General features: G+C 63.0%; 15 protein-coding genes. 5 read left to right on the top strand and 10 right to left on the bottom strand.

Annotated features, from left to right (window positions below):
- Positions 1–77 precede the first annotated feature (77 nt).
- The 4 genes from ACFY5D_RS20715 to ACFY5D_RS20700 are packed head-to-tail and all read right to left on the bottom strand — an operon-like array spanning position 78 to position 4184.
- Positions 78–755 (bottom strand): hypothetical protein, encoded by a 678-nt coding sequence (locus ACFY5D_RS20715; protein ID WP_387534228.1) that lies wholly within the window; start codon positions 753–755, stop codon positions 78–80.
- Positions 752–1603 (bottom strand): alpha/beta fold hydrolase, encoded by an 852-nt coding sequence (locus ACFY5D_RS20710; RefSeq protein ID WP_387534226.1) that lies wholly within the window; start codon positions 1601–1603, stop codon positions 752–754. Before ACFY5D_RS20710 ends, ACFY5D_RS20715 begins: the two co-directional genes overlap by 4 nt.
- 14 nt (positions 1604–1617) lie before the next feature.
- On the bottom strand, positions 1618–2265 hold the full coding sequence (locus ACFY5D_RS20705; protein WP_387534224.1) for a cyclase family protein: 648 nt from the start codon (positions 2263–2265) through the stop codon (positions 1618–1620).
- Positions 2262–4184: a flavin-containing monooxygenase gene (locus tag ACFY5D_RS20700; RefSeq protein ID WP_387534222.1), complete on the bottom strand. Its 1923-nt coding sequence runs from the start codon at positions 4182–4184 to the stop codon at positions 2262–2264. The genes ACFY5D_RS20705 and ACFY5D_RS20700 overlap by 4 nt, the downstream gene beginning before the upstream one ends.
- Positions 4185–4951: 767 nt before the next feature.
- On the opposite strand from ACFY5D_RS20700, the gene ACFY5D_RS20695 reads away from it, so the two are divergent.
- The 3 genes from ACFY5D_RS20695 (at position 4952) to ACFY5D_RS20685 (ending at position 8740) form a co-directional block, all read left to right on the top strand.
- Entirely contained in the window at positions 4952–6205 is a 1254-nt protein-coding gene (locus ACFY5D_RS20695) for an MFS transporter (RefSeq protein WP_387534220.1), read from the top strand.
- A gap of 239 nt (positions 6206–6444) precedes the next feature.
- A complete protein-coding gene (locus ACFY5D_RS20690) occupies positions 6445–7398 on the top strand; it encodes a PDR/VanB family oxidoreductase (protein ID WP_387534218.1) in 954 nt (317 codons plus the stop codon).
- A gap of 508 nt (positions 7399–7906) precedes the next feature.
- Positions 7907–8740 (top strand): formate/nitrite transporter family protein, encoded by an 834-nt coding sequence (locus ACFY5D_RS20685; RefSeq protein ID WP_387534216.1) that lies wholly within the window; start codon positions 7907–7909, stop codon positions 8738–8740.
- Between the two features lie 146 nt (positions 8741–8886).
- Here the strand turns inward: ACFY5D_RS20685 and ACFY5D_RS20680 are convergent, their stop codons facing one another.
- The 5 genes from ACFY5D_RS20680 to ACFY5D_RS20660 form a co-directional block, all read right to left on the bottom strand.
- Complete coding sequence (locus ACFY5D_RS20680; protein ID WP_387534214.1) at positions 8887–10569, bottom strand: thiamine pyrophosphate-binding protein; 1683 nt, start codon at positions 10567–10569, stop codon at positions 8887–8889.
- A complete protein-coding gene (gene speB / locus ACFY5D_RS20675) occupies positions 10566–11555 on the bottom strand; it encodes an agmatinase (protein WP_387534212.1) in 990 nt (329 codons plus the stop codon). Before speB ends, ACFY5D_RS20680 begins: the two co-directional genes overlap by 4 nt.
- 142 nt (positions 11556–11697) lie before the next feature.
- On the bottom strand, positions 11698–11994 hold the full coding sequence (locus ACFY5D_RS20670) for a transcriptional regulator (protein WP_387534210.1): 297 nt from the start codon (positions 11992–11994) through the stop codon (positions 11698–11700).
- Complete coding sequence (locus ACFY5D_RS20665; protein WP_387534208.1) at positions 11978–12436, bottom strand: hypothetical protein; 459 nt, start codon at positions 12434–12436, stop codon at positions 11978–11980. Before ACFY5D_RS20665 ends, ACFY5D_RS20670 begins: the two co-directional genes overlap by 17 nt.
- A gap of 58 nt (positions 12437–12494) precedes the next feature.
- Positions 12495–12920 carry a hypothetical protein gene (locus ACFY5D_RS20660; RefSeq protein ID WP_387534206.1) on the bottom strand — a complete coding sequence of 142 codons (426 nt, stop codon included), beginning with the start codon at positions 12918–12920 and terminating at the stop codon, positions 12495–12497.
- Positions 12921–13249: 329 nt separating this feature from the next.
- On the opposite strand from ACFY5D_RS20660, the gene ACFY5D_RS20655 reads away from it, so the two are divergent.
- Positions 13250–15061 (top strand): amino acid transporter, encoded by a 1812-nt coding sequence (locus ACFY5D_RS20655; protein WP_387534204.1) that lies wholly within the window; start codon positions 13250–13252, stop codon positions 15059–15061.
- 42 nt (positions 15062–15103) lie between these two features.
- Here the strand turns inward: ACFY5D_RS20655 and ACFY5D_RS20650 are convergent, their stop codons facing one another.
- Positions 15104–15679, bottom strand: a complete 576-nt coding sequence (locus tag ACFY5D_RS20650) for a cupin domain-containing protein (protein ID WP_387534202.1) — start codon at positions 15677–15679, stop codon at positions 15104–15106.
- Positions 15680–15837: 158 nt separating this feature from the next.
- On the opposite strand from ACFY5D_RS20650, the gene ACFY5D_RS20645 reads away from it, so the two are divergent.
- Entirely contained in the window at positions 15838–17361 is a 1524-nt protein-coding gene (locus ACFY5D_RS20645) for a sodium:solute symporter (RefSeq protein ID WP_387534200.1), read from the top strand.
- Positions 17362–17441: the final 80 nt, after the last annotated feature.

The raw sequence follows: 17441 nt of genomic DNA, 5'->3' as shown, positions 1-17441 counted from the left end.
CCTCGACTTCCTGAACCTTCATCATACCGTAGTACACCAAAGTGGAGCATAATATTCTCAGGTCATACCCCCCGGTTTTACTGGTTCAGCGGCTCGAAGACGTGGCGTTCCGAGGCTCGATGCCAAGCGTTCTGGGACAGCCTTTCGCGCCAAGCGGTCGCGCGGGCACGCTCACGAGCGGGGCTCTGCATGGCATCCTCGCTGCGCAGCGAGTGGAAGGCAACGTGCGTCCAGGAATCTTGCGCTTCCTTTCCGGGCGCACCGCTACTCCGGTCGTTGTCTAGACAACGGTAGATCTGGCAGCCGGCCCAGAGCGGTTCGGCCAGCATGATCGGCAAGTGCTCGGTCGCGTACCACGCCTCGAATTCGTTCCAGTAGTCCTCGGGAACGCTGAACGTCACGACGTACATCAGGGTGGGGTCGATCGCGTGCCAGTTGTTGCCCTGCGAGATGATCTCCTCACCCACGAAGCGATCGAAATCGACGGTGTTCTCGATGACCTTGCGGGTCTCCTCGGACGGATCCGTGCGCAGCTGCTTGAATTCGGGAGAGTCGAACACCTCGATGTTTGACACGTCGTATCGAACGGCAAACTGCGCAGTCGATCCGGGCTTGGCGTTGACGTACCGCTTGGCGGCCTCAATGCCGGGCAGGTTCACCCTCGAAGGGATGTGCTCGTCGTCGTACCAGGCGTGGAACGCCTCCTCATGACCCTCGACCGGGGTTGACCACGCAAAAATGACTCCATTAGTCACGACACGACCTGCCTTTCTGAGCTAACGCTCTCTACGAAATTCACAATGACTTCAAGTACGCCCTCGGGGCGATCGATATTCGGGCAGTGCGCCCCGGGGACGGTCACAGCCCTCCCGTTCGGCACCATGGCGGCCAGGTCTTCCGTCCATCCGCGGACGAGGAGCTGGTCATTTTCACCTTCCACGAACAGGACAGGTGCTGGGCAGCCGGCCAGTCGCTCGGAAAGCGGTGGAGGTCCGGCAGCCGCGTTGCGCTGTGGCGCCTTGACCCGGGCCGCCGACAAGGCTTCCCAGTGGCCGGGCAGCAGGCCGTTGGCATGGCGCTCCTTCACGTGCTGCTCCCACCGGTCGACGTCCTCGACCAGGAGGCCGGTGATCCGACGCGCGTCCTCCATGGACTGGTCGTAGCGCTGCAGTTCGTCGAAGGCATCGCCGTTCCGGCCGTAACCCAGGGATCCACCGATCGAGACGGCCGAGGTCCACGGTCGCCCGAACTGCATACGGGCGGCGGTGACCGCCGCGCTCCCCCCGAACGACGAACCCACGGCGTGAACCCGCGGCGCTTCGATCCCCACGTTGGCGAGGAACGCCGCGATCATGTCTCCGTGGGCAGCCTGCGGAGGGCGGTCGAAGAAGGTGACCTTGCTGGAGGCCCCATATCCCACCAGGTCCGGCGCAATCACGCGGAAGTTCCCGGCCAGTTCGGGCATCATATGCTCCCACGCGAGCTTGGCGGAGCTGCCGTACGCGCCGTCGTGCAGGAGCACGATGACATCCTCCGCGTCGCGCGGTCCGACGTCGTAGTAGGCAATCTCGATCGCACCCAACGATATGTTCAACATGTTCATGTTCACGGCTCCTATCACCACTCAACAACGAAATTGGTCCAGCCGGCATCGCCCCCGGCCAAGGCGACGGGCGCGGCAACTGCCCGCACCCTGCGCTCCTCGATATGCGGGAAGACCAGGTTCTCCGCAATCAGCACATCGGCACCCAGCAGACCTCGGTGCAGCTGGAAGGCGAACGATGCATCACGGTCCTGCGCCGGCAGCTCGGGCGTCAACAGGTCCATGCCAATCAGGCCGAGCCCGAGCTCGGCGGCCCAGACAGCCACAGACTCGTCCAGGCTCGGATGGTTGAAGTAGCTTGGGTCCCCGAACTTCGCGCCCCACCCGGTGTGGATCAAGAGCATGTCGCCGCGCTTCGGCTCCGGCCCGCCCGCGAGGATGTCGTCGACCGTAATGGCGGTGCCGTACGAGCAGGTCGGAGACGAGATCACCGCGGACCCGATGAACCGCTCCAGCGGGTATTCGTCGATGGTGCGCCCGTCGGCGAAGGTGTGGCTCGGTGCGTCGATGTGCGTTCCCATGTGCGACGGCGCCGAGACATTCTGGACACGGATCGCGTCGCCGCGATCGATGTCCAGCACTTGCGCGGTTTCCACGGTGGGAAGAACAGGGACGCCCTGCATGCCCGGGATCCAGTAGTGGGACAGGGACATCATGCTCATCGGGCGACCTCCAGATCGCGGACGGCCGGCCGCAGGACCTGGAACTTATCCAGCGGGAACTCACGGGTCCCGCTCCAGTAGTCGAGCACGCGCAGCGGCCAGTTCTGCGACACCCGACCGGAGGCACTCTTGTACCAGGTCGACTCGTTCGAGGCTCCCCACGCGGTGAGCTCGCTGGCCTCGTCGATCTCGGCGACGAACCGGTCCAGGGTTTCCCGGGTGCATTCAACCGCTCCCGCGCCGGTCTTGTCGAGGTGCTCGAGGGCGGATATCACGAGGTTGACCGCACTCTCCGAGAAGAAGAAGAGGCTGCTGCTCACCACGACGTTGGTGTTGGGCCCGTACAGGCAGAACATGTTGGGGAACCCCGGCACCGCTACACCCATGTAGGCCTTCGGATCGCCGGCCCACTCGTCGCGCAATTTCAAGCCGTTGGTGCCCGTGACGTCGACCTGTGCCAGGATCTCGGAAGCCCTGAACCCGGTTGCGAAGATGATGACGTCGACGTCGATGTGCTCCGCGGAAGTCCTGACGCCTTGTTCGTCGATGGCCTCGATGTGATCCGAGACGAGTCGGACGTTTGGTCGATGCAGCGTTTTCGCCCACTGCCCGTTGTCGCGAAGCAATCGCTTCGAGTACGGGGCGTAGGACGGAATGACCTGCTCGAGCAGGTCCGGGCGGTCCTGGTACTGCCGTTCCAGCCCGCTGACCAGGTGCTGCCGCAGTTCCTCGTTCTCCGCGGAGACCGATCCCGGCCGGTCCCAGGTGGGATCGACGCTGTAGTACGGGCGTCGGGCGTCGGCTGTGATCCAGAACTGGTACGCGCGGTACCACTGGGAGTAAGTAGGTACGTTCTCGAAGAGCCAGCGCAAGCCCGGCTTGACCTCGTCCGTGTAGGCCGGGGTCCACTCCATCCACGGCGCGCTGCGTTGGAAGATCGTCAGGCTCTCCACCCGATCGGCGATCGCGGGGATCACCTGGTAGGCACTGGCTCCGGTGCCGATGACGGCGACGCGCTTGCCCGTGAGATCCACGTCCTGCTCCCACCGCGCCGTGTGGAATGCCGGACCGGCGAAGGAGTCAAGCCCCGGGACGTCGGGAATCTTCGGCTGGTTCAGCTGGCCGACAGCGGAGACCATTGCGGAAAACTCGGCCTCGTACGGCCCGTCCGGGCCGTCGAGCTTCAGCTGCCAGGTGCAAGAAGCCTCGTTGTACGTAGCAGCCAAGAGTTCCGTCCCGAAGCGAACGTTCCTGTCGACACCGTATTCCGCGGCCACCTCACCCAGGTAGTCGCGGACAGCCTGCTGCAGCGAGAAGTCGTGTGTCCAGTTGTCTCGAGTGGCGAAGCTGTAGCTGTAAATGTAGTTGGTGGTGTCGACACGGCAGCCCGGATAGGTGTTCTCGTACCAGACGCCACCGATGTCCGCATTGCGTTCGAAGACGGTATACGGGATGCCGGCCTGGTCCAAGCGCCGGGCCATGAGGATTCCCGACATGCCGGCGCCGATGATGGCGACGGAGAGCCCCGCCTCGGATGACGTCGAGGCCTGCCAGCGCGGCGCACCCTGGTCATGGGGCATGCCCAACTGGTAGCGCAGCATGTCCTCCGTTCCGTCGTCGATCGGAGCACCAACGAGGTACTCGATGAGCTCGCGATCCACGGTCGAGCCCACGGCGTCCGGATCCGTTCCTGAGATCGCCTTCAGCCCGCTGATCGCCAGTTCCAGTGCCGCGTCGTCGGTCGCCCCTGCGACGGCCCTGCCCAGGACCGTCACGGACCGGGGTCGAGATTCCGGGTCAAGGTAGCGACGGTCGCCCGTGAGATGGGCCAGTGCCGCCAGCAGCGGGACGAGCTCGCCGTGACCGATAATTTCGGCCAGTTCGGACTCCATCAGTGGTTCGCTATCAAGAACGCTCACATCAACTCCTTAGAACAACGTTGTCAACGACGGATCAACCGCCATGGGCAGGGGGCGAATAGCCCGCAACTTCGAAATTACCGTATTACGATAATACGGTTGTGTCAACGGTCGCCCGCGGGCGCCGGCCGGGAGCTTCCGAACCAGGGGCGTCGCCACATTGGACACGCACGCCAGGCGGGCCGGTCGCCCATCAAGGCTACAAACGGGTGCCGACCGACACCTCGGCAGTAGAGGCGCAAGGGCTTCAATGGAGCACGCCCCCATCGCCGCCCGCCGATCAACCCGGGGCCCCGATGTACGCGTTGCAACTTCAGGCAAACCGCCCACCATTAGGCCGAACCGCCTTCGGCCCGGCCACTTCCGACCCGGTGAGGCAAGTCGGTTTACACAACTTCTTTCGGCAAATGCTTGCAATCGAACCTATTGTCATACGATACTACAAGCAGTCGAGATGTAGATCACATTTTTATGGAAGAGTGACCCTGACAACAATATTGGTTCGCTCCTTCGAGCTCGATCTTGACGTGAGGGCGGTGGGCACTGGCGCCTGCCGGAGCCATCGCGGATTAGCAGATTTTTCCTGCCCCTGTCGCGGCGACTAACGCCGTGACTTGCAGGCAGAGCCTCCCCGGAACCGGTGAGATCGTGGCTGCCACGACGATCCGCTCGCCCCGGAGGCTACTAGCGGTCCTGACATACCGGATCCGCAATCCATCAGAACGTTCAACCGCACTTAGGGAGCAGCCCAGGACATGGACAACAACATGAAATTCAGTAGTACGCCACCCACAACAATCCGCAAAGCCGTGCTGGGATTGGCGTTTTTCGCGGTTTTCATCGACGGTTACGACACCGCCATCCTTGCGCTTCTTGTTCCGCACCTGGCAGAAGAATGGGGCTTGAAGGCCGCCGCGTTCACCTATCCCCTTGTTCTGACCAGCGTCGGCGTCGTCATCGGATACCTCACGTGCGGGTCACTGTCGCAACGCCTGGGACTGAAACGGACCCTGGTGTTTGGTACCGCGCTATTCGGGATCGCCACTTTGATGAGTGCCGCGACGCTTCCCCTTGAGTCCATGACCCTCCTCAGCGTGACCCGTGCAATCACTGGCATCGGATTGGGGATTGTGGCGCCTACCGCCATCGTCATCGGCACACAGAACGGCCCCGCGGAAAAGCGGCAGTCAATCGCAGTGTTCATCACCACTGGCCTCATCACCGGCACAACGATCGCAGGCTTCTCCGGCGGGCTTCTTATCAATGCCTTCGGCACTGCCGGGGTGCTCTGGCTTGCCGGTGCACTTCCGATCGGCCTTACTGTCCTTCTGGCCTACTTCATCCCGAATTCTTCCGAACCCACCGGGAAAAAGAACACGAGCGACGACTCCACCGCCGCCGCCATCCTTGGGCCAGAACTTCGCGTGTCGACGCTGCTGCTGTGGACTGCGACTTTCCTCGTTTTCGTGGTCAGCTACACCCTGAAGTCCTGGCTTCCGACGCTGTTCGAAGACTTCGGCATATCTCGGTCCACCGCGGGCCTGGGGCTGGCGTTCTTCGGCCTCGGAGGAATGGGCGGCGGCTTCATCCTCATGGCGGTCTCGGCGAAGTTCGGTGCGGCACGATCTCTGGTTGTGATGTCCGTGATCGGCGCACTCGCGACGGCCGCCGTCGCACTGCTTCCGGTGAACACGGTCGTTCTGATGATCCTGATCTGCATCGCCGGCGTGGGAATCACTGCGTGCACGGTCGGACAGTCCGGCATCGCGGTGTCGATCTACGAGATGTCCATCCGCGCCAAGGGTGTCGGGTGGTCGGCCGCAGCCGGACGAATCGGATCAATTGTTGGACCCGCGATTGCCGGTGTCCTTCTCGGGTTCGCCTGGCCGGCACAGAACATCGTGCTGCTGCTCGCCGGCCCGATCCTCCTCACCACCGCGTGCTGGTTCATCCTTTCCAAGCGCTTGGCACGCACCAAAACCGTTGAGCAGACGGATGCGAACGAGTACAGCAACTCTTGATCAATACCTTCAACATGCGGGTCGCTCCGCATGGCGAAACGGGGTATTCGGTGAGTTACAGACTCGTACCCCGGACCGTCAACGAGATGATCGCCCTGGTTGTGGAGTGCCTGGCCGCAGTCCTCAAAGGAGCCATCATCGATGAGCAATTTCTGCTCCGAAATCAAAACACCAGCAACATCGCTCGAGGTTCTCAGCGACCTGAAGCAGATTGTTAAAGCAGCGAAAGAGATGAGCCCATGATCACCACCCTCGAACGTCTGACCCTTCGTGTCACACATGTGGCAGCTGCCGCCGACGACGTCATCGAAGTATCATTCGAACATCCGGAAGGACATCCTCTACCGGATTGGGAGCCTGGAGCCCATATCGAGGTGACCCTTCCTTCGGGGTTGTCCCGCCAGTACTCGCTCTGCGGGGACCGCGACGATCGATCGAAGTACACGATCGCGGTTCTGCGCGAAGAGAACGGCCGCGGTGGATCAAAGGAACTTCACAAGGCGGTGAAGGCCGGTATCGAGCTGAGCATCGGACTACCTCGAAACAACTTCCAACTTGTGGAAGCGGACTCGTACCTGTTCATCGGCGGCGGGATCGGAATCACGCCGATGATCCCGATGATCATGCAGGCCCGGAACGCCGGTGCGCAGTGGTCGCTTGTGTACGGCGGCCGACGCGCCAGCTCGATGGCTTATCGGGAAATGCTGAGCTCGCTCGGCGACCAGGTGGACCTGTGGATCGAAGCAGAGCGCGGGTACCCCAACCTGCCTGCCATCCTGGCGGATGCACCGGCGGGCACCATGGTCTACGCCTGTGGGCCCGGCGTAATGCTCGACGCAGTCGCCAAGGCGTTCTCCGCTCACAGCCACCTGGGCGGCCTGCACTTCGAACGCTTCTCGGCAAGTGGACCGGTGGACACCAGCGGCGATTCGTTCGAGGTGGAGTTGCGGCGAACGGGTGTCACCTTCACCGTCGCCGACGGCGTGAATGTTCTGGACGAAGTTCTCAAGGTTGTTCCGAAACAACCCTTCTCGTGCAAAGAGGGATACTGCGGCGACTGTGAGACGCGGGTGCTCGAAGGCGAGCCCGATCACCGAGACGAATTCCTGACTCCCGCCGATCAAGACACTGGCAAAGTGATGATGCTCTGCGTGAGTCGCTGCAAAGGAAAAAAGCTCGTACTGGACTTGTGAGCACACCGAGGCGCACCGCCCCGACAGGTACCCCGTCGGGGCATGAACGGTTCTGCCGCGGGTGGACGATGCCCCGGATCCATTCGGATCCGGGGCATCGCCATATCAACAAGGAACGGTGGTCTCGGCTGCTATTCCACCAATACGGTCTCGGTGACCCCGCTGATGCTGGAATCGCTGGGTGCGTTGGGCGGTCCGCTGCCCCTCTTCCAGGGCAGTACCCAGATGGCGAAGTTCGTGGGTCGGGCTGGGGAATTCACGGCGTGGCAGTCACTTGCGGTGCACTGGGAGTCACTCCCGGCGGTGCCCCGAAACTGATCGCACATGTGCCGGAGAAGCATGATTCAGGCGGACGCCACGAGCGCCAAATGATTGGTCCGCTTTGGGTGGTCCGGAGGACAAGCATGGCCGGAGCCGTGATGTCGTGCCATCCTTTGAACACGACCGTCCGGTGCTCCAGGGCATAAACGAAACTTCGATAGCTTGACCCTTCGGGAGGTTGGAAGCGATGACAGGTGATGAACGTCGGCGACAGCTAGGCGACAACGACGCGCCTGTGGAAGAGGAAATCGAGGAATCCTTCGACCGCATCGTCGAGGAGGGAGCCCAACGTCTGGCCCGCTCCTGGACCACCATGCTGATCACCGGGACCTTCGGTGGGCTGGAGGTCGGCGTCGGCGTGATGGCATACCTCGCGGTCATGCATCAAACGCAAAACCACCTGCTGGCCGGGCTGGCGTTCGGCATCGGCATGGTTGCCCTGCTGCTGGCCAAAAGCGAGTTGTTCACCGAGGGATTCCTGGTGCCGATCACCGCGGTCGCCGCCAAGGAGGCCAGCGTGAGCCAGCTCTTGAAGCTGTGGGGCGCAACCCTGGTGATGAACCTCGTCGGCGGGTGGATCTTCATGTGGATCGTGGTGCAGGCCTTTCCGGATTGGAAACCCGAACTTGAGGACGCTGCCCTGTACTTCGTGGAGGCAGGCTTCACCTGGCAGTCGGTCTGCCTGGCAGTCCTGGCCGGCAGCACCATCACGCTGATGACGCGCATGCAGCATGGCACCGACTCCGATGTCGCGAAGATGGCAGTGGCGGTGGCCGACGGGTTTATTCTCGTCGGGCTGCAGCTGTTCCATTCCGTCCTCGATTCGCTGCTCATCTTCGGGGCCATCCACGCCGGGGTCCAGATCGACTACATGGATTGGCTGGGCTGGTTCGGCTATACGGTGCTGTTCAACATGGTCGGCGGCCTGCTTCTGGTCACGGCGCTGCGGTTGGTGCGCAACAAGGAACTGATTCGTGAGCGCCGTGAAAATGCACCGGAAGATCCGGACGCCGCCAGGTGAACGTGCCATGCGGCCGCCCCAAATGCTAAGTCAACTCAATAGACCTCATGGGTGGGCACCGGACAAAACGCCCGCAGACGCGGATAGGGGCCGCGGTTACATGAACCGGGCCCCTATCCCCACACAATCGAACGGAAATTGCCCGTCTACAGGTGCGTGGGCGCGAACATCTTAAGCAGCGTCTGCACTACCACCACGTTGGGGCCCTCGGCGGCGAAGGATTCCTCGAGCGCCTCGCGGATGTCGGTGTGGTCCACCAGTCGGGCCGGGACGCCGAAGGATTCGGCCAGCGCCACGAAGTCGGGGCGGGCCAGTTCGGTGGCTGTTGCCTTGCCGAACGCGCCGACCATGTATTCGCGCAGGATGCCGTAGCCGCCGTCGTCGACGATCAGCCAGGTCACCGGCGCGTTGTGCTGCTTGGCCGTGGCCAGCTCGGCGATCGAGTACATCGAGGATCCGTCGCCGGACACCGCGAGCACCCGCGCGTCGGCCGCCGAGGCGCCCGCGACCTGCAGGCCGAGCGCACCGCCGATGGCCGAGGGGTACCCGTAGCCGAGCCCGCCGGCGCCCTGCGCCGAGTGGAACTGGCCGTCCTTGGAATCCCAGCAGCTCCAGCCCCAGTAGGCGGAGATTGTCATGTCCCAGAACGTCTGCATCCCGGCCGGAACCGCCGCGCGGATGTCGGCCATGAACTTGCGCTCCTTGGCCAGGTCCTGCGAGTCGAGGCGTTCGGTGACCTTTGCCAGCGTTTCGGCGACCACCTGCTGCGGGGTGCTTCCGTGCCAGTCGGCCTTCACGCCGCCCTCGACCTTGACCAGGGCATCGCGAAGGTACGCCAACGCGACCTTGGCGTCGGCCCTGATACCGAGGGCCGGGCGGTTGGATTCGAGCACGCGCGGTTCGGCGTCGATCTGGATCAGGTGCCCGCGCGGTTCAAGGGTGAAGTAGTTGCTCGTCACTTCGCCAAGCGCGGAGCCGACGACGATGAGCACGTCGGCGTCCTCGAGGACCTCCGTGGCGTGACGGTCCTCGACCCAAGACTGCAGCGAAAGCTCGTGGGTCCAGGGGAAGGCGCCGTTGCCGCCGGGGGAACAAATGACCGGGGCGCCCAGGAGCTCGGCGACGGCCAGCAGTTCGGCCTCGGCGCGGGCTCGGCGGACGCCGCCGCCCGCCACGATGACCGGGCGCCGGGCATCGGAAAGCCAGCGCACGGCCTCGTTGACCAGTTCCACGCGCGGCGGGTGTTCGTAGGCTTCGGCCAGTGCGTCGACGACGGGCGGAACCAGCACCGGCGCGAGCAGCACGTCCTGGGGCACCTCGACCCAGACCGGGCCCTGCGGCACGGTGATGGCATCGGCCCAGGCGTCCTGGATGGCAGAGGGGATCCCGGAGGCGTGGTGCACGGTGCGCTGGGACTTGGTGACGTTTGCGGCCGAGGCCTTCTGGTCATCGAGCTGGTGCAGCATGCCCTTGCGGCGGGCGCCGAGACCGTCCAGCGGAATCTGGCTTGCCACCACGACGATCGGAACGCCCGTTGCGTAGGCCTCCTGCAGGCCGGCCAGCGAGGTCAGCGCGCCGGGACCCGTGGACAGGAAGAGCACGCCCACCTCGCCGGTTGCCCGCGAGTAGCCGTCGGCCGCGAAGGCCGAGTTGTTTTCCACGCGGGAGGAAACGAAGTGCAGGTCCGACCGGGACAACGCATCGAAGAGTCCCAGGGCGTGCTGCCCCGGGATGCCGAAGACGGTCTTGGCACCCAGTGCCTCGAGCGTCTCGATGACAAGGTCGCCACCGTTGCGCTGGGCCAGGTTGCCGGAAATCTCCGAGGTCATTCGCTGTCCTTCTTGTCGTTTGCGCGCTTGTCGGAGATCAGCGAGATCAGGTCGTAGGCGACGTGGGAGGCCGCGACGCCCGTCATTTCTGCGTGGTCGTAGGCCGGTGCGACCTCGACGATGTCCGCGCCCACGATGTTCATGCCGCGCAGGCCGCGGATGATCTCGAGCAGCTCGCGGCTGGTGATGCCGCCGGCCTCGGGGGTGCCGGTGCCCGGCGCGTGCGCCGGGTCAAGAACGTCGATGTCCACCGAGATGTAGAGGGGACGGTTGCCGATGCGGTCGCGGAGCTTGTCCACGATTTCGCGCACGCCTTGGTAGTAAACATCGGAGCTGGTGACGATGCCGAAGCCGAAGCGCTTGTCGTCCTCAAGGTCCTTCTTGCCGTAGAGCGGGCCGCGGGTTCCCACGTGGGAGATGGCTTCGGTATCGAGGATGCCTTCTTCGACGGCGCGGCGGAAGGGGGTGCCGTGCGTGTATTCGGCGCCGAAGTAGGTGTCCCAGGTGTCAAGGTGGGCGTCGAAGTGGAGCATGGCCACCGGTGCGCCGGCGCGCTCGGAAGCGGCGCGCAACAGAGGAAGTGCGATGGTGTGGTCGCCACCCAGCGTCACCAGCGAGGATCCGTCGGCGGTAAGGTCCAGCGCGTTTTGCTGGATCGTTTCGATGGCCTCGTTGATGTTGAACGGGTTCACCGCCATGTCCCCGGCGTCGACAACCTGGCTCAATGCGAAGGGGGAAACATTCAGGGCCGGGTTGTACGGGCGCAGCAGGCGCGAGGATTCGCGGATATGCGTGGACCCGAAACGGGCCCCCGGGCGGTAGGAGACGCCGGCGTCGAAGGGAACGCCGATGACCTTGATGTCCGCATTCGGAACCTGGTCGATGCGGGGCAGGCGCGCATACGTGCCAAGTCCGGCGAATCGCGGGATCCTCGAGGCATCGATGGGTCCTACGTTTCCGTTTTCTTCAATGCGGATTTCTTGCATGATTTTCCTCCACGACATCGCGACCTCGACGGGTACGCCAACGACCATAAGTTGTCCAATATGAAACAACAGTTGCCTTACATGCTATTTGTGGCGCGGCTTACAGTCAAGGGTTGCGGGGCGTACGAGGAAATGTGCCTTCCTAGCCGAGCATTTCCCTCAGGGCCGCTACATGCCCGACATAGGCAATGCGACCGTCGCGGGTCAGCGAAACCCGCGTATGGCTGCGGCCCAGCTTGGCAAACTTGTCGATTGAGACGTAGCCGGCGTCGGCGAGCTGCTTGAGATGCTTGCTGAGGACCGAATCGGCAACATCCAGCACCTCGCGAAGCTGCGAAAACTCCGCCCACTGAACCGGCGCGAGGCTCGCGCAGATACGCAGCCGGAGCGGAGCATGAATCAACTCGTCAAAGCGGCCGGAGCTAGTAGGGGTGTTCACTTGCGTCCTTAAGGCGGCTTTTCGCTTCCGCATCAAGCAATCGCGTCAAAAGGAACCAGGCGAGCGCAAATGTCACCACCCATTTGGCCGCAACTTCCCACCACAAGAGGGCCTCCCAAAAGCGGGTGGCCTGAAAAATCAGGGAGAGAAGGAGCGCATAACCGACATAGGGCCCGGAATGCTTGAGCATTGTGCGCGGCTTGGGCCGCACTCGCACCAACAGGTAGTACCAGATAACCAATGGAATCCCCAGCAACAATAGGCCCAGCGACACCGGCATCGGGACCACATGGAACAGCGCAAAGATGGTGGCAACGAGAGCAACCATTGCGAGCAGGAAACTCTTGGGCATTTCAGCAGCCCCAACCATGCGGCCGGCGGCTTTCTCGACTTCAGCCAAGGCATCATCGGGACCAAAACCTGCAGGCTTGGCATCAGGCATGCACAACCTCGCTTTCCGTTATGGAAAGCCTCGCCTTTCCGCAACGGAAAGTCAACAATCAACCCGCCGAGGGTTTGGCAAACTTCGCAAAGAGTGAGCGATCGGCTCCGTAGACGGCGACCGAAAGGCCCACCGACAAGACAAGCGCCTTCAGAATGATCTCTTGCGGATTCGACGGAAGGAAGAACACCTGCACCGGTCCGGCAAGGAAAACGAGAACCGCCATCCAAGCCACATATGCGGCTGACACCGGCGGATCCAGGGCTTCTTCGTGCCGCTGCTTCCGGACAATGGTGGCGATTCCGACTATCAGGATCAACCCGGCGAGCGCAACGGCGCCGGGGATGACAAAGGACTTGTGGGCGCGCAGGAATGTCAACGCGGTGCCACTGACAACACCCAACACCAGGGCCAACCACCACGGCGCCCAGAGCCTTTTGGGCACGAAAATGGCCGGCGCGGGGTCTTCGGGCAGGGAACTCACAAGCATTGTCCTTCACGGGTGGCGGTCAAGAGATTGAATTCTCCGGTACTCCGCTACAAAAATGGTTGCTTTTCCGGCAGGGAATGTCAAAGTGGACAGTGTCATGCAAATCACCCAAATTGTTCCGGGATCACTAGATCAATTTGATTCGATCAGGAGTAGCGTTCTCACTCGTGAATAAATACGTGAGTTCGTCCGACTTAGTGAGGACCACCCCTATTAGGGCTCGAACCGCCGGAATATCTCGGTGGCTCAAGGATCCTGAAGTCGGACACGAGGAAGGTCAGCCCGTCGAGGCGAAGCCAACCGGTCATCGCTGGTGGCAGGTCATGTGCCTTTCGGGTTTGGACTACTTCTCGACCCTTGGCTACCAGCCGGCCATTGCCGCCCTTGCTGCGGGAGCCCTTGCACCTCTTGCCACCTTGATGCTGGTGGCAGTGACCCTCTGCGCCGCGCTTCCCGTATACCGCAGGGTGGCACAGGAATCCCCACACGGCCAAGGCTCCATATCCATGCTCGAGCGCCTGCTCCCGCATTGGAAGGGCAAGCTGTTCGTACTGGTATTGCTGGGGTTCGCCGCGACGGACTTCATGATCACCATCACCCTTTCGTCGGCCGATGCCACGGCACACATCATCGAAAACCCCCTCACCCCGGAATGGTTCCACGGGCAGCAAGTGGCGATCACGCTGATCTTGATCCTTTTGCTGGGAGGCCTCTTCCTGCGCGGGTTCCACGAGGTCATCTGGTTGGCCGTGGTGCTTGTTGCGGTTTATCTGGCCCTGAACGTCGTCGTGATCGCCACGGCATTCGTCTCGCTGATCCAAAACCCCGCCCCGGTTGACCACTGGTGGCTCAACCTCACCGCGGAACACAGCAATCCGTGGATGATGATCGCCATTGCGCTCCTGGTCTTCCCGAAGCTGGCCCTAGGCCTTTCGGGGTTCGAAACTGGCGTGGCCGTCATGCCGCAGATCCGCTCCAACCCCGGAGACACTGAGAAGAAACCCTCGGGCCGCATTGACGGCGCCAAGAAACTGCTGCTGACCGCGGCACTCACGATGAGCGTCTTCCTGGTTTGCTCATCGATCGTGACCACCATGCTGATCCCGGCACCAGAGTTCCAGCCGGGCGGCGCAGCCAACGGCCGCGCCTTGTCGTTCCTGGCCCACGGCATGCTGGGCGACGGTTTCGGCAGCATCTACGACATCTCGACGATCCTGATCCTGTGGTTCGCCGGCGCCTCGGCCCTCGCGGGCATGCTCAACCTCATCCCGCGATACCTGCCGCGTTTCGGCATGGCACCGGAATGGGCTCGCGCCATTCGCCCCTTGGTGCTGGTGCTTATCGGTGTTGCCGTGGTCATCACCCTGGTGTTTGAAGCCAGCGTCGATGCACAGGGCGCCGCCTACGCCACCGGCGTGTTGGTCCTCATGGCTTCGGCGGCCGTCGCCGTCACCATTTCCGCCAAGCGCAAGGGACAACGCTGGCGCACCATAGGCTTCGGCATCACTTCCGTCATCTTCCTCTACACCACGGGCGCCAACGTGGTCGAACGCCCCGACGGCATCCGCATTGCCGCACTCTTCATTCTTGGTATCGTCGCCGTGTCCTTCTTCTCGCGCTTCCGGCGCTCCACCGAGTTGCGCGCCACCTCTGTCACCTTGGACGAGGACGCACTGGCGATCGTGAAGGCTGCAGCCGAGGACGACATGGTGCGCATCATTGCCCATGAGCCGGCACGGCTGTCGGCCGCGCGCTACCGACACAAGTTGACCCACGCGCAAATGGCAAGCCACCTGCCGGAAGGCGCGCCGGTGATCTTCATCGAGATCAAGGTCTCCGATTTTTCCGAATTCTCCCAGGACCTTATGGTGCAGGGCGTCACCCGGCATGGTTACAAGATCCTCCAGGCCTCGGCCCCTTCGGTCCCGACGGCCATCGCCGCGACGTGCATCGCCATTAGGGACCAGACCGGAATCATGCCACACATCTACTTCCGTTGGACGGAGGGCGATCCGGTGCGCAATCTGATGCGCTTCATCTTCCTCGGTCAGGGCGAAATTGCGCCGCTGACCCGCGAAGTCCTGCGCGAAGCGGAGCCTTCCATTGCCAAGCGCCCCTGGGTGCACGTGGGCTAGGGCCACACTGCGGGCAACTCCCTCGGGGCAGTTCGAAGGGAGTTACCGCGAGGCCGCGGGCACCAGCGTCCAGGTCACCACGGCCTGGTCGTCGGTGGGGTTGATCCAACTGTGAGGTTCGCGGCCGGGGAACGTCACGGTGTCCCCCGCGTCCAGCTCGAACCGCTCGTTCGCAAAGATCAGGATGAATTTCCCTGAAATGACGTTCAGTACCTCGACCTCGCAGTCGACCGAGTAGAGCTCCTTCTCGCCCTCACCCCGCGGTTCGATGACCGCCCGGATCATTTGCAGGCGCCGCTCGGAGCGTGCGGTGACAAGCTGCTCGACGATGCCCTCGCCGCCCAGCGAAATGCGCGGCGCCTCGGACAGCCTCACCACGTGGGTGTCGGGCTGGGTAAAAAGATCGCCCACATCAATGGACAGGACCTGGCACAGGGTGACCAGCGACGCAACCGAGGGGCTGGTCAGGTCGCGCTCCACGCGGGAGAGGAAACCCTTGGTCAGCCCCGTGGATTCGGCGACCTGGTCGATGGTCAGCCGCTGTGCCTGGCGGACGCTTCGAATGCGCGAACCAATGGCCAATGCCGCATTGCTGGGCTCAACGGGCAAGGCTTTCATGGGCTCGATACTCCAAGGTGCTCAGAAATAGGTCGGGTTTATATAGCTTAGGGCAATTGACGTGTAAGTCAGCTCACATTAGCCTAGGAGACAACAAAAGTTTACTTACAGGCACCAATCTTGTTGCCTGTATCGTTCTCCCCCAAAGGTTCACTCCCATGGAATTCATCAATGGCACCATCGTGGCCGTCTATCTGGCGGCAATGCTCGCCTTTGGCTGGTGGGGCAAGTCCCGCACCAAGAACAGCAGCGATTACCTGGTCGCTGGCCGACGCCTCGGCCCCTTCCTCTACACCGGAACCATGGCGGCGGTCGTCCTGGGCGGGGCATCCACCGTCGGAGGCGTGGGCCTCGGCTACAAGTTCGGCATCTCCGGCATGTGGCTCGTGGTCGCCATCGGCGTCGGCGTCATCCTCCTCTCGCTGGTGTTCGCGCCGACGCTGCAGCGCCTGAAGGTCTTCACCGTCTCCCAGATGCTGACCCTTCGCTACGGCAGCAAGTCGGCGACCAACACCTCGGGCATCGTGATGCTCGCCTACACACTGATGCTCTGCGCAACTTCCACCAGCGCCTACGCGACCATCTTCGTCGTGCTCTTCGGCTGGGAAAAGTGGATGGCCATCGCCATCGGCGGCATCATCGTGGTCATCTACTCGACCATTGGCGGCATGTGGTCGATCACCCTGGCCGACCAGGTGCAGTTTGTCATCAAGACGGTCGGCATCTTCTTCCTGATGCTCCCGTTTGCCTTGAACGCCGCGGGCGGCATGGGCGGCATTCGTGAACGCGTCGGCGCCGAGTTCTTCACCTGGGACGGCATCGGCGTCCAGACCATCATCACCTACTTCGTGGTCTACACCCTGGGCCTGCTGATCGGCCAGGACATCTGGCAGCGCGTCTTCACCGCGAAGACCCCGAAGGTCGCCCGCTGGGGCGGCACCACCGCCGGCATCTACTGCGTGCTCTACGGCGCTGCAGGCGCCATCATCGGCCTGGCCGCCCGCGTTGCGCTGCCGGACATCGACGTCGCCAACCTTGGCAAGGACGTCGTCTATGCCGAGGTTGCAACCCAGCTTCTGCCGATTGCAGTCGGCGGCTTGGTCCTCGCAGCGGCAGTTGCCGCCATGATGTCCACCGCATCCGGCGCACTGATCGCTGCGGCAACCGTCGCGCGCACCGACGTCACCCCGTTTGTCGCCGGCTGGTTCGGCAAGGAAATCCGGGTCAACTCGAACGAGAACCCCGAGCACGACGTGCGCGCCAACCGCATCTGGGTATTGATCCTGGGCATCGTCGCCATCCTTCTGGCCATCATGGTCTCCGACGTGGTCGCGGCCCTGACCATCGCCTACGACATCCTCGTCGGCGGCCTGCTGGTGGCAATCATCGGCGGCCTGATGTGGAAGCGCGGCAACGGCATCGGCGCGGCCGCGTCGATGGCGGCCGGAACCGTCGTCACGCTGGGCACCATGATCGTCCTGGAAATCCAGGCGAAGGAACGCTTTGACGGAATCTACGCCAACGAGCCGATCTACTACGGCCTGATCGCCTCGGCCGTGGTCTACGTGCTCGTCTCCCTCGTCACCAAGCCCACGGAACGCGCCGTCATCGACGGCTGGAACTCCCGCGTCGCCGGCGAAGGCGACGTCGAGGGCATCGAAGTCGAGTCGATCGCCAAGTAGCCCACCCGGGCACACTCAAGGGTCCCGCCGGACACTCATCCCAGGATGATTGCCCGGCGGGGCCCTTCGTCGTCTCTGGG

It is taken from the genome of Paeniglutamicibacter sp. NPDC012692, assembly GCF_042901625.1.
Taxonomy (GTDB): domain Bacteria; phylum Actinomycetota; class Actinomycetes; order Actinomycetales; family Micrococcaceae; genus Paeniglutamicibacter.
Note: the sequence above shows the minus strand (reverse complement) of the source record. Positions and strands in the feature narration are given on the sequence as shown.

What these genes read in the sequence shown, in the direction of transcription:
- ACFY5D_RS20710 (WP_387534226.1), bottom strand. Translation starts at nt 1,603, where the DNA reads ATGAACATGTTGAACATATCGTTGGGTGCGATCGAGATTGCCTACTAC.
- ACFY5D_RS20705 (WP_387534224.1), bottom strand. Translation starts at nt 2,265, where the DNA reads ATGAGCATGATGTCCCTGTCCCACTACTGGATCCCGGGCATGCAGGGC.
- ACFY5D_RS20695 (WP_387534220.1), top strand. Translation starts at nt 4,952, where the DNA reads ATGAAATTCAGTAGTACGCCACCCACAACAATCCGCAAAGCCGTGCTG.
- ACFY5D_RS20690 (WP_387534218.1), top strand. Translation starts at nt 6,445, where the DNA reads ATGATCACCACCCTCGAACGTCTGACCCTTCGTGTCACACATGTGGCA.
- ACFY5D_RS20685 (WP_387534216.1), top strand. Translation starts at nt 7,907, where the DNA reads ATGACAGGTGATGAACGTCGGCGACAGCTAGGCGACAACGACGCGCCT.
- ACFY5D_RS20680 (WP_387534214.1), bottom strand. Translation starts at nt 10,569, where the DNA reads ATGACCTCGGAGATTTCCGGCAACCTGGCCCAGCGCAACGGTGGCGAC.
- speB (WP_387534212.1), bottom strand. Translation starts at nt 11,555, where the DNA reads ATGCAAGAAATCCGCATTGAAGAAAACGGAAACGTAGGACCCATCGAT.
- ACFY5D_RS20665 (WP_387534208.1), bottom strand. Translation starts at nt 12,436, where the DNA reads ATGCCTGATGCCAAGCCTGCAGGTTTTGGTCCCGATGATGCCTTGGCT.
- ACFY5D_RS20655 (WP_387534204.1), top strand. Translation starts at nt 13,250, where the DNA reads ATGTGCCTTTCGGGTTTGGACTACTTCTCGACCCTTGGCTACCAGCCG.
- ACFY5D_RS20650 (WP_387534202.1), bottom strand. Translation starts at nt 15,679, where the DNA reads ATGAAAGCCTTGCCCGTTGAGCCCAGCAATGCGGCATTGGCCATTGGT.
- ACFY5D_RS20645 (WP_387534200.1), top strand. Translation starts at nt 15,838, where the DNA reads ATGGAATTCATCAATGGCACCATCGTGGCCGTCTATCTGGCGGCAATG.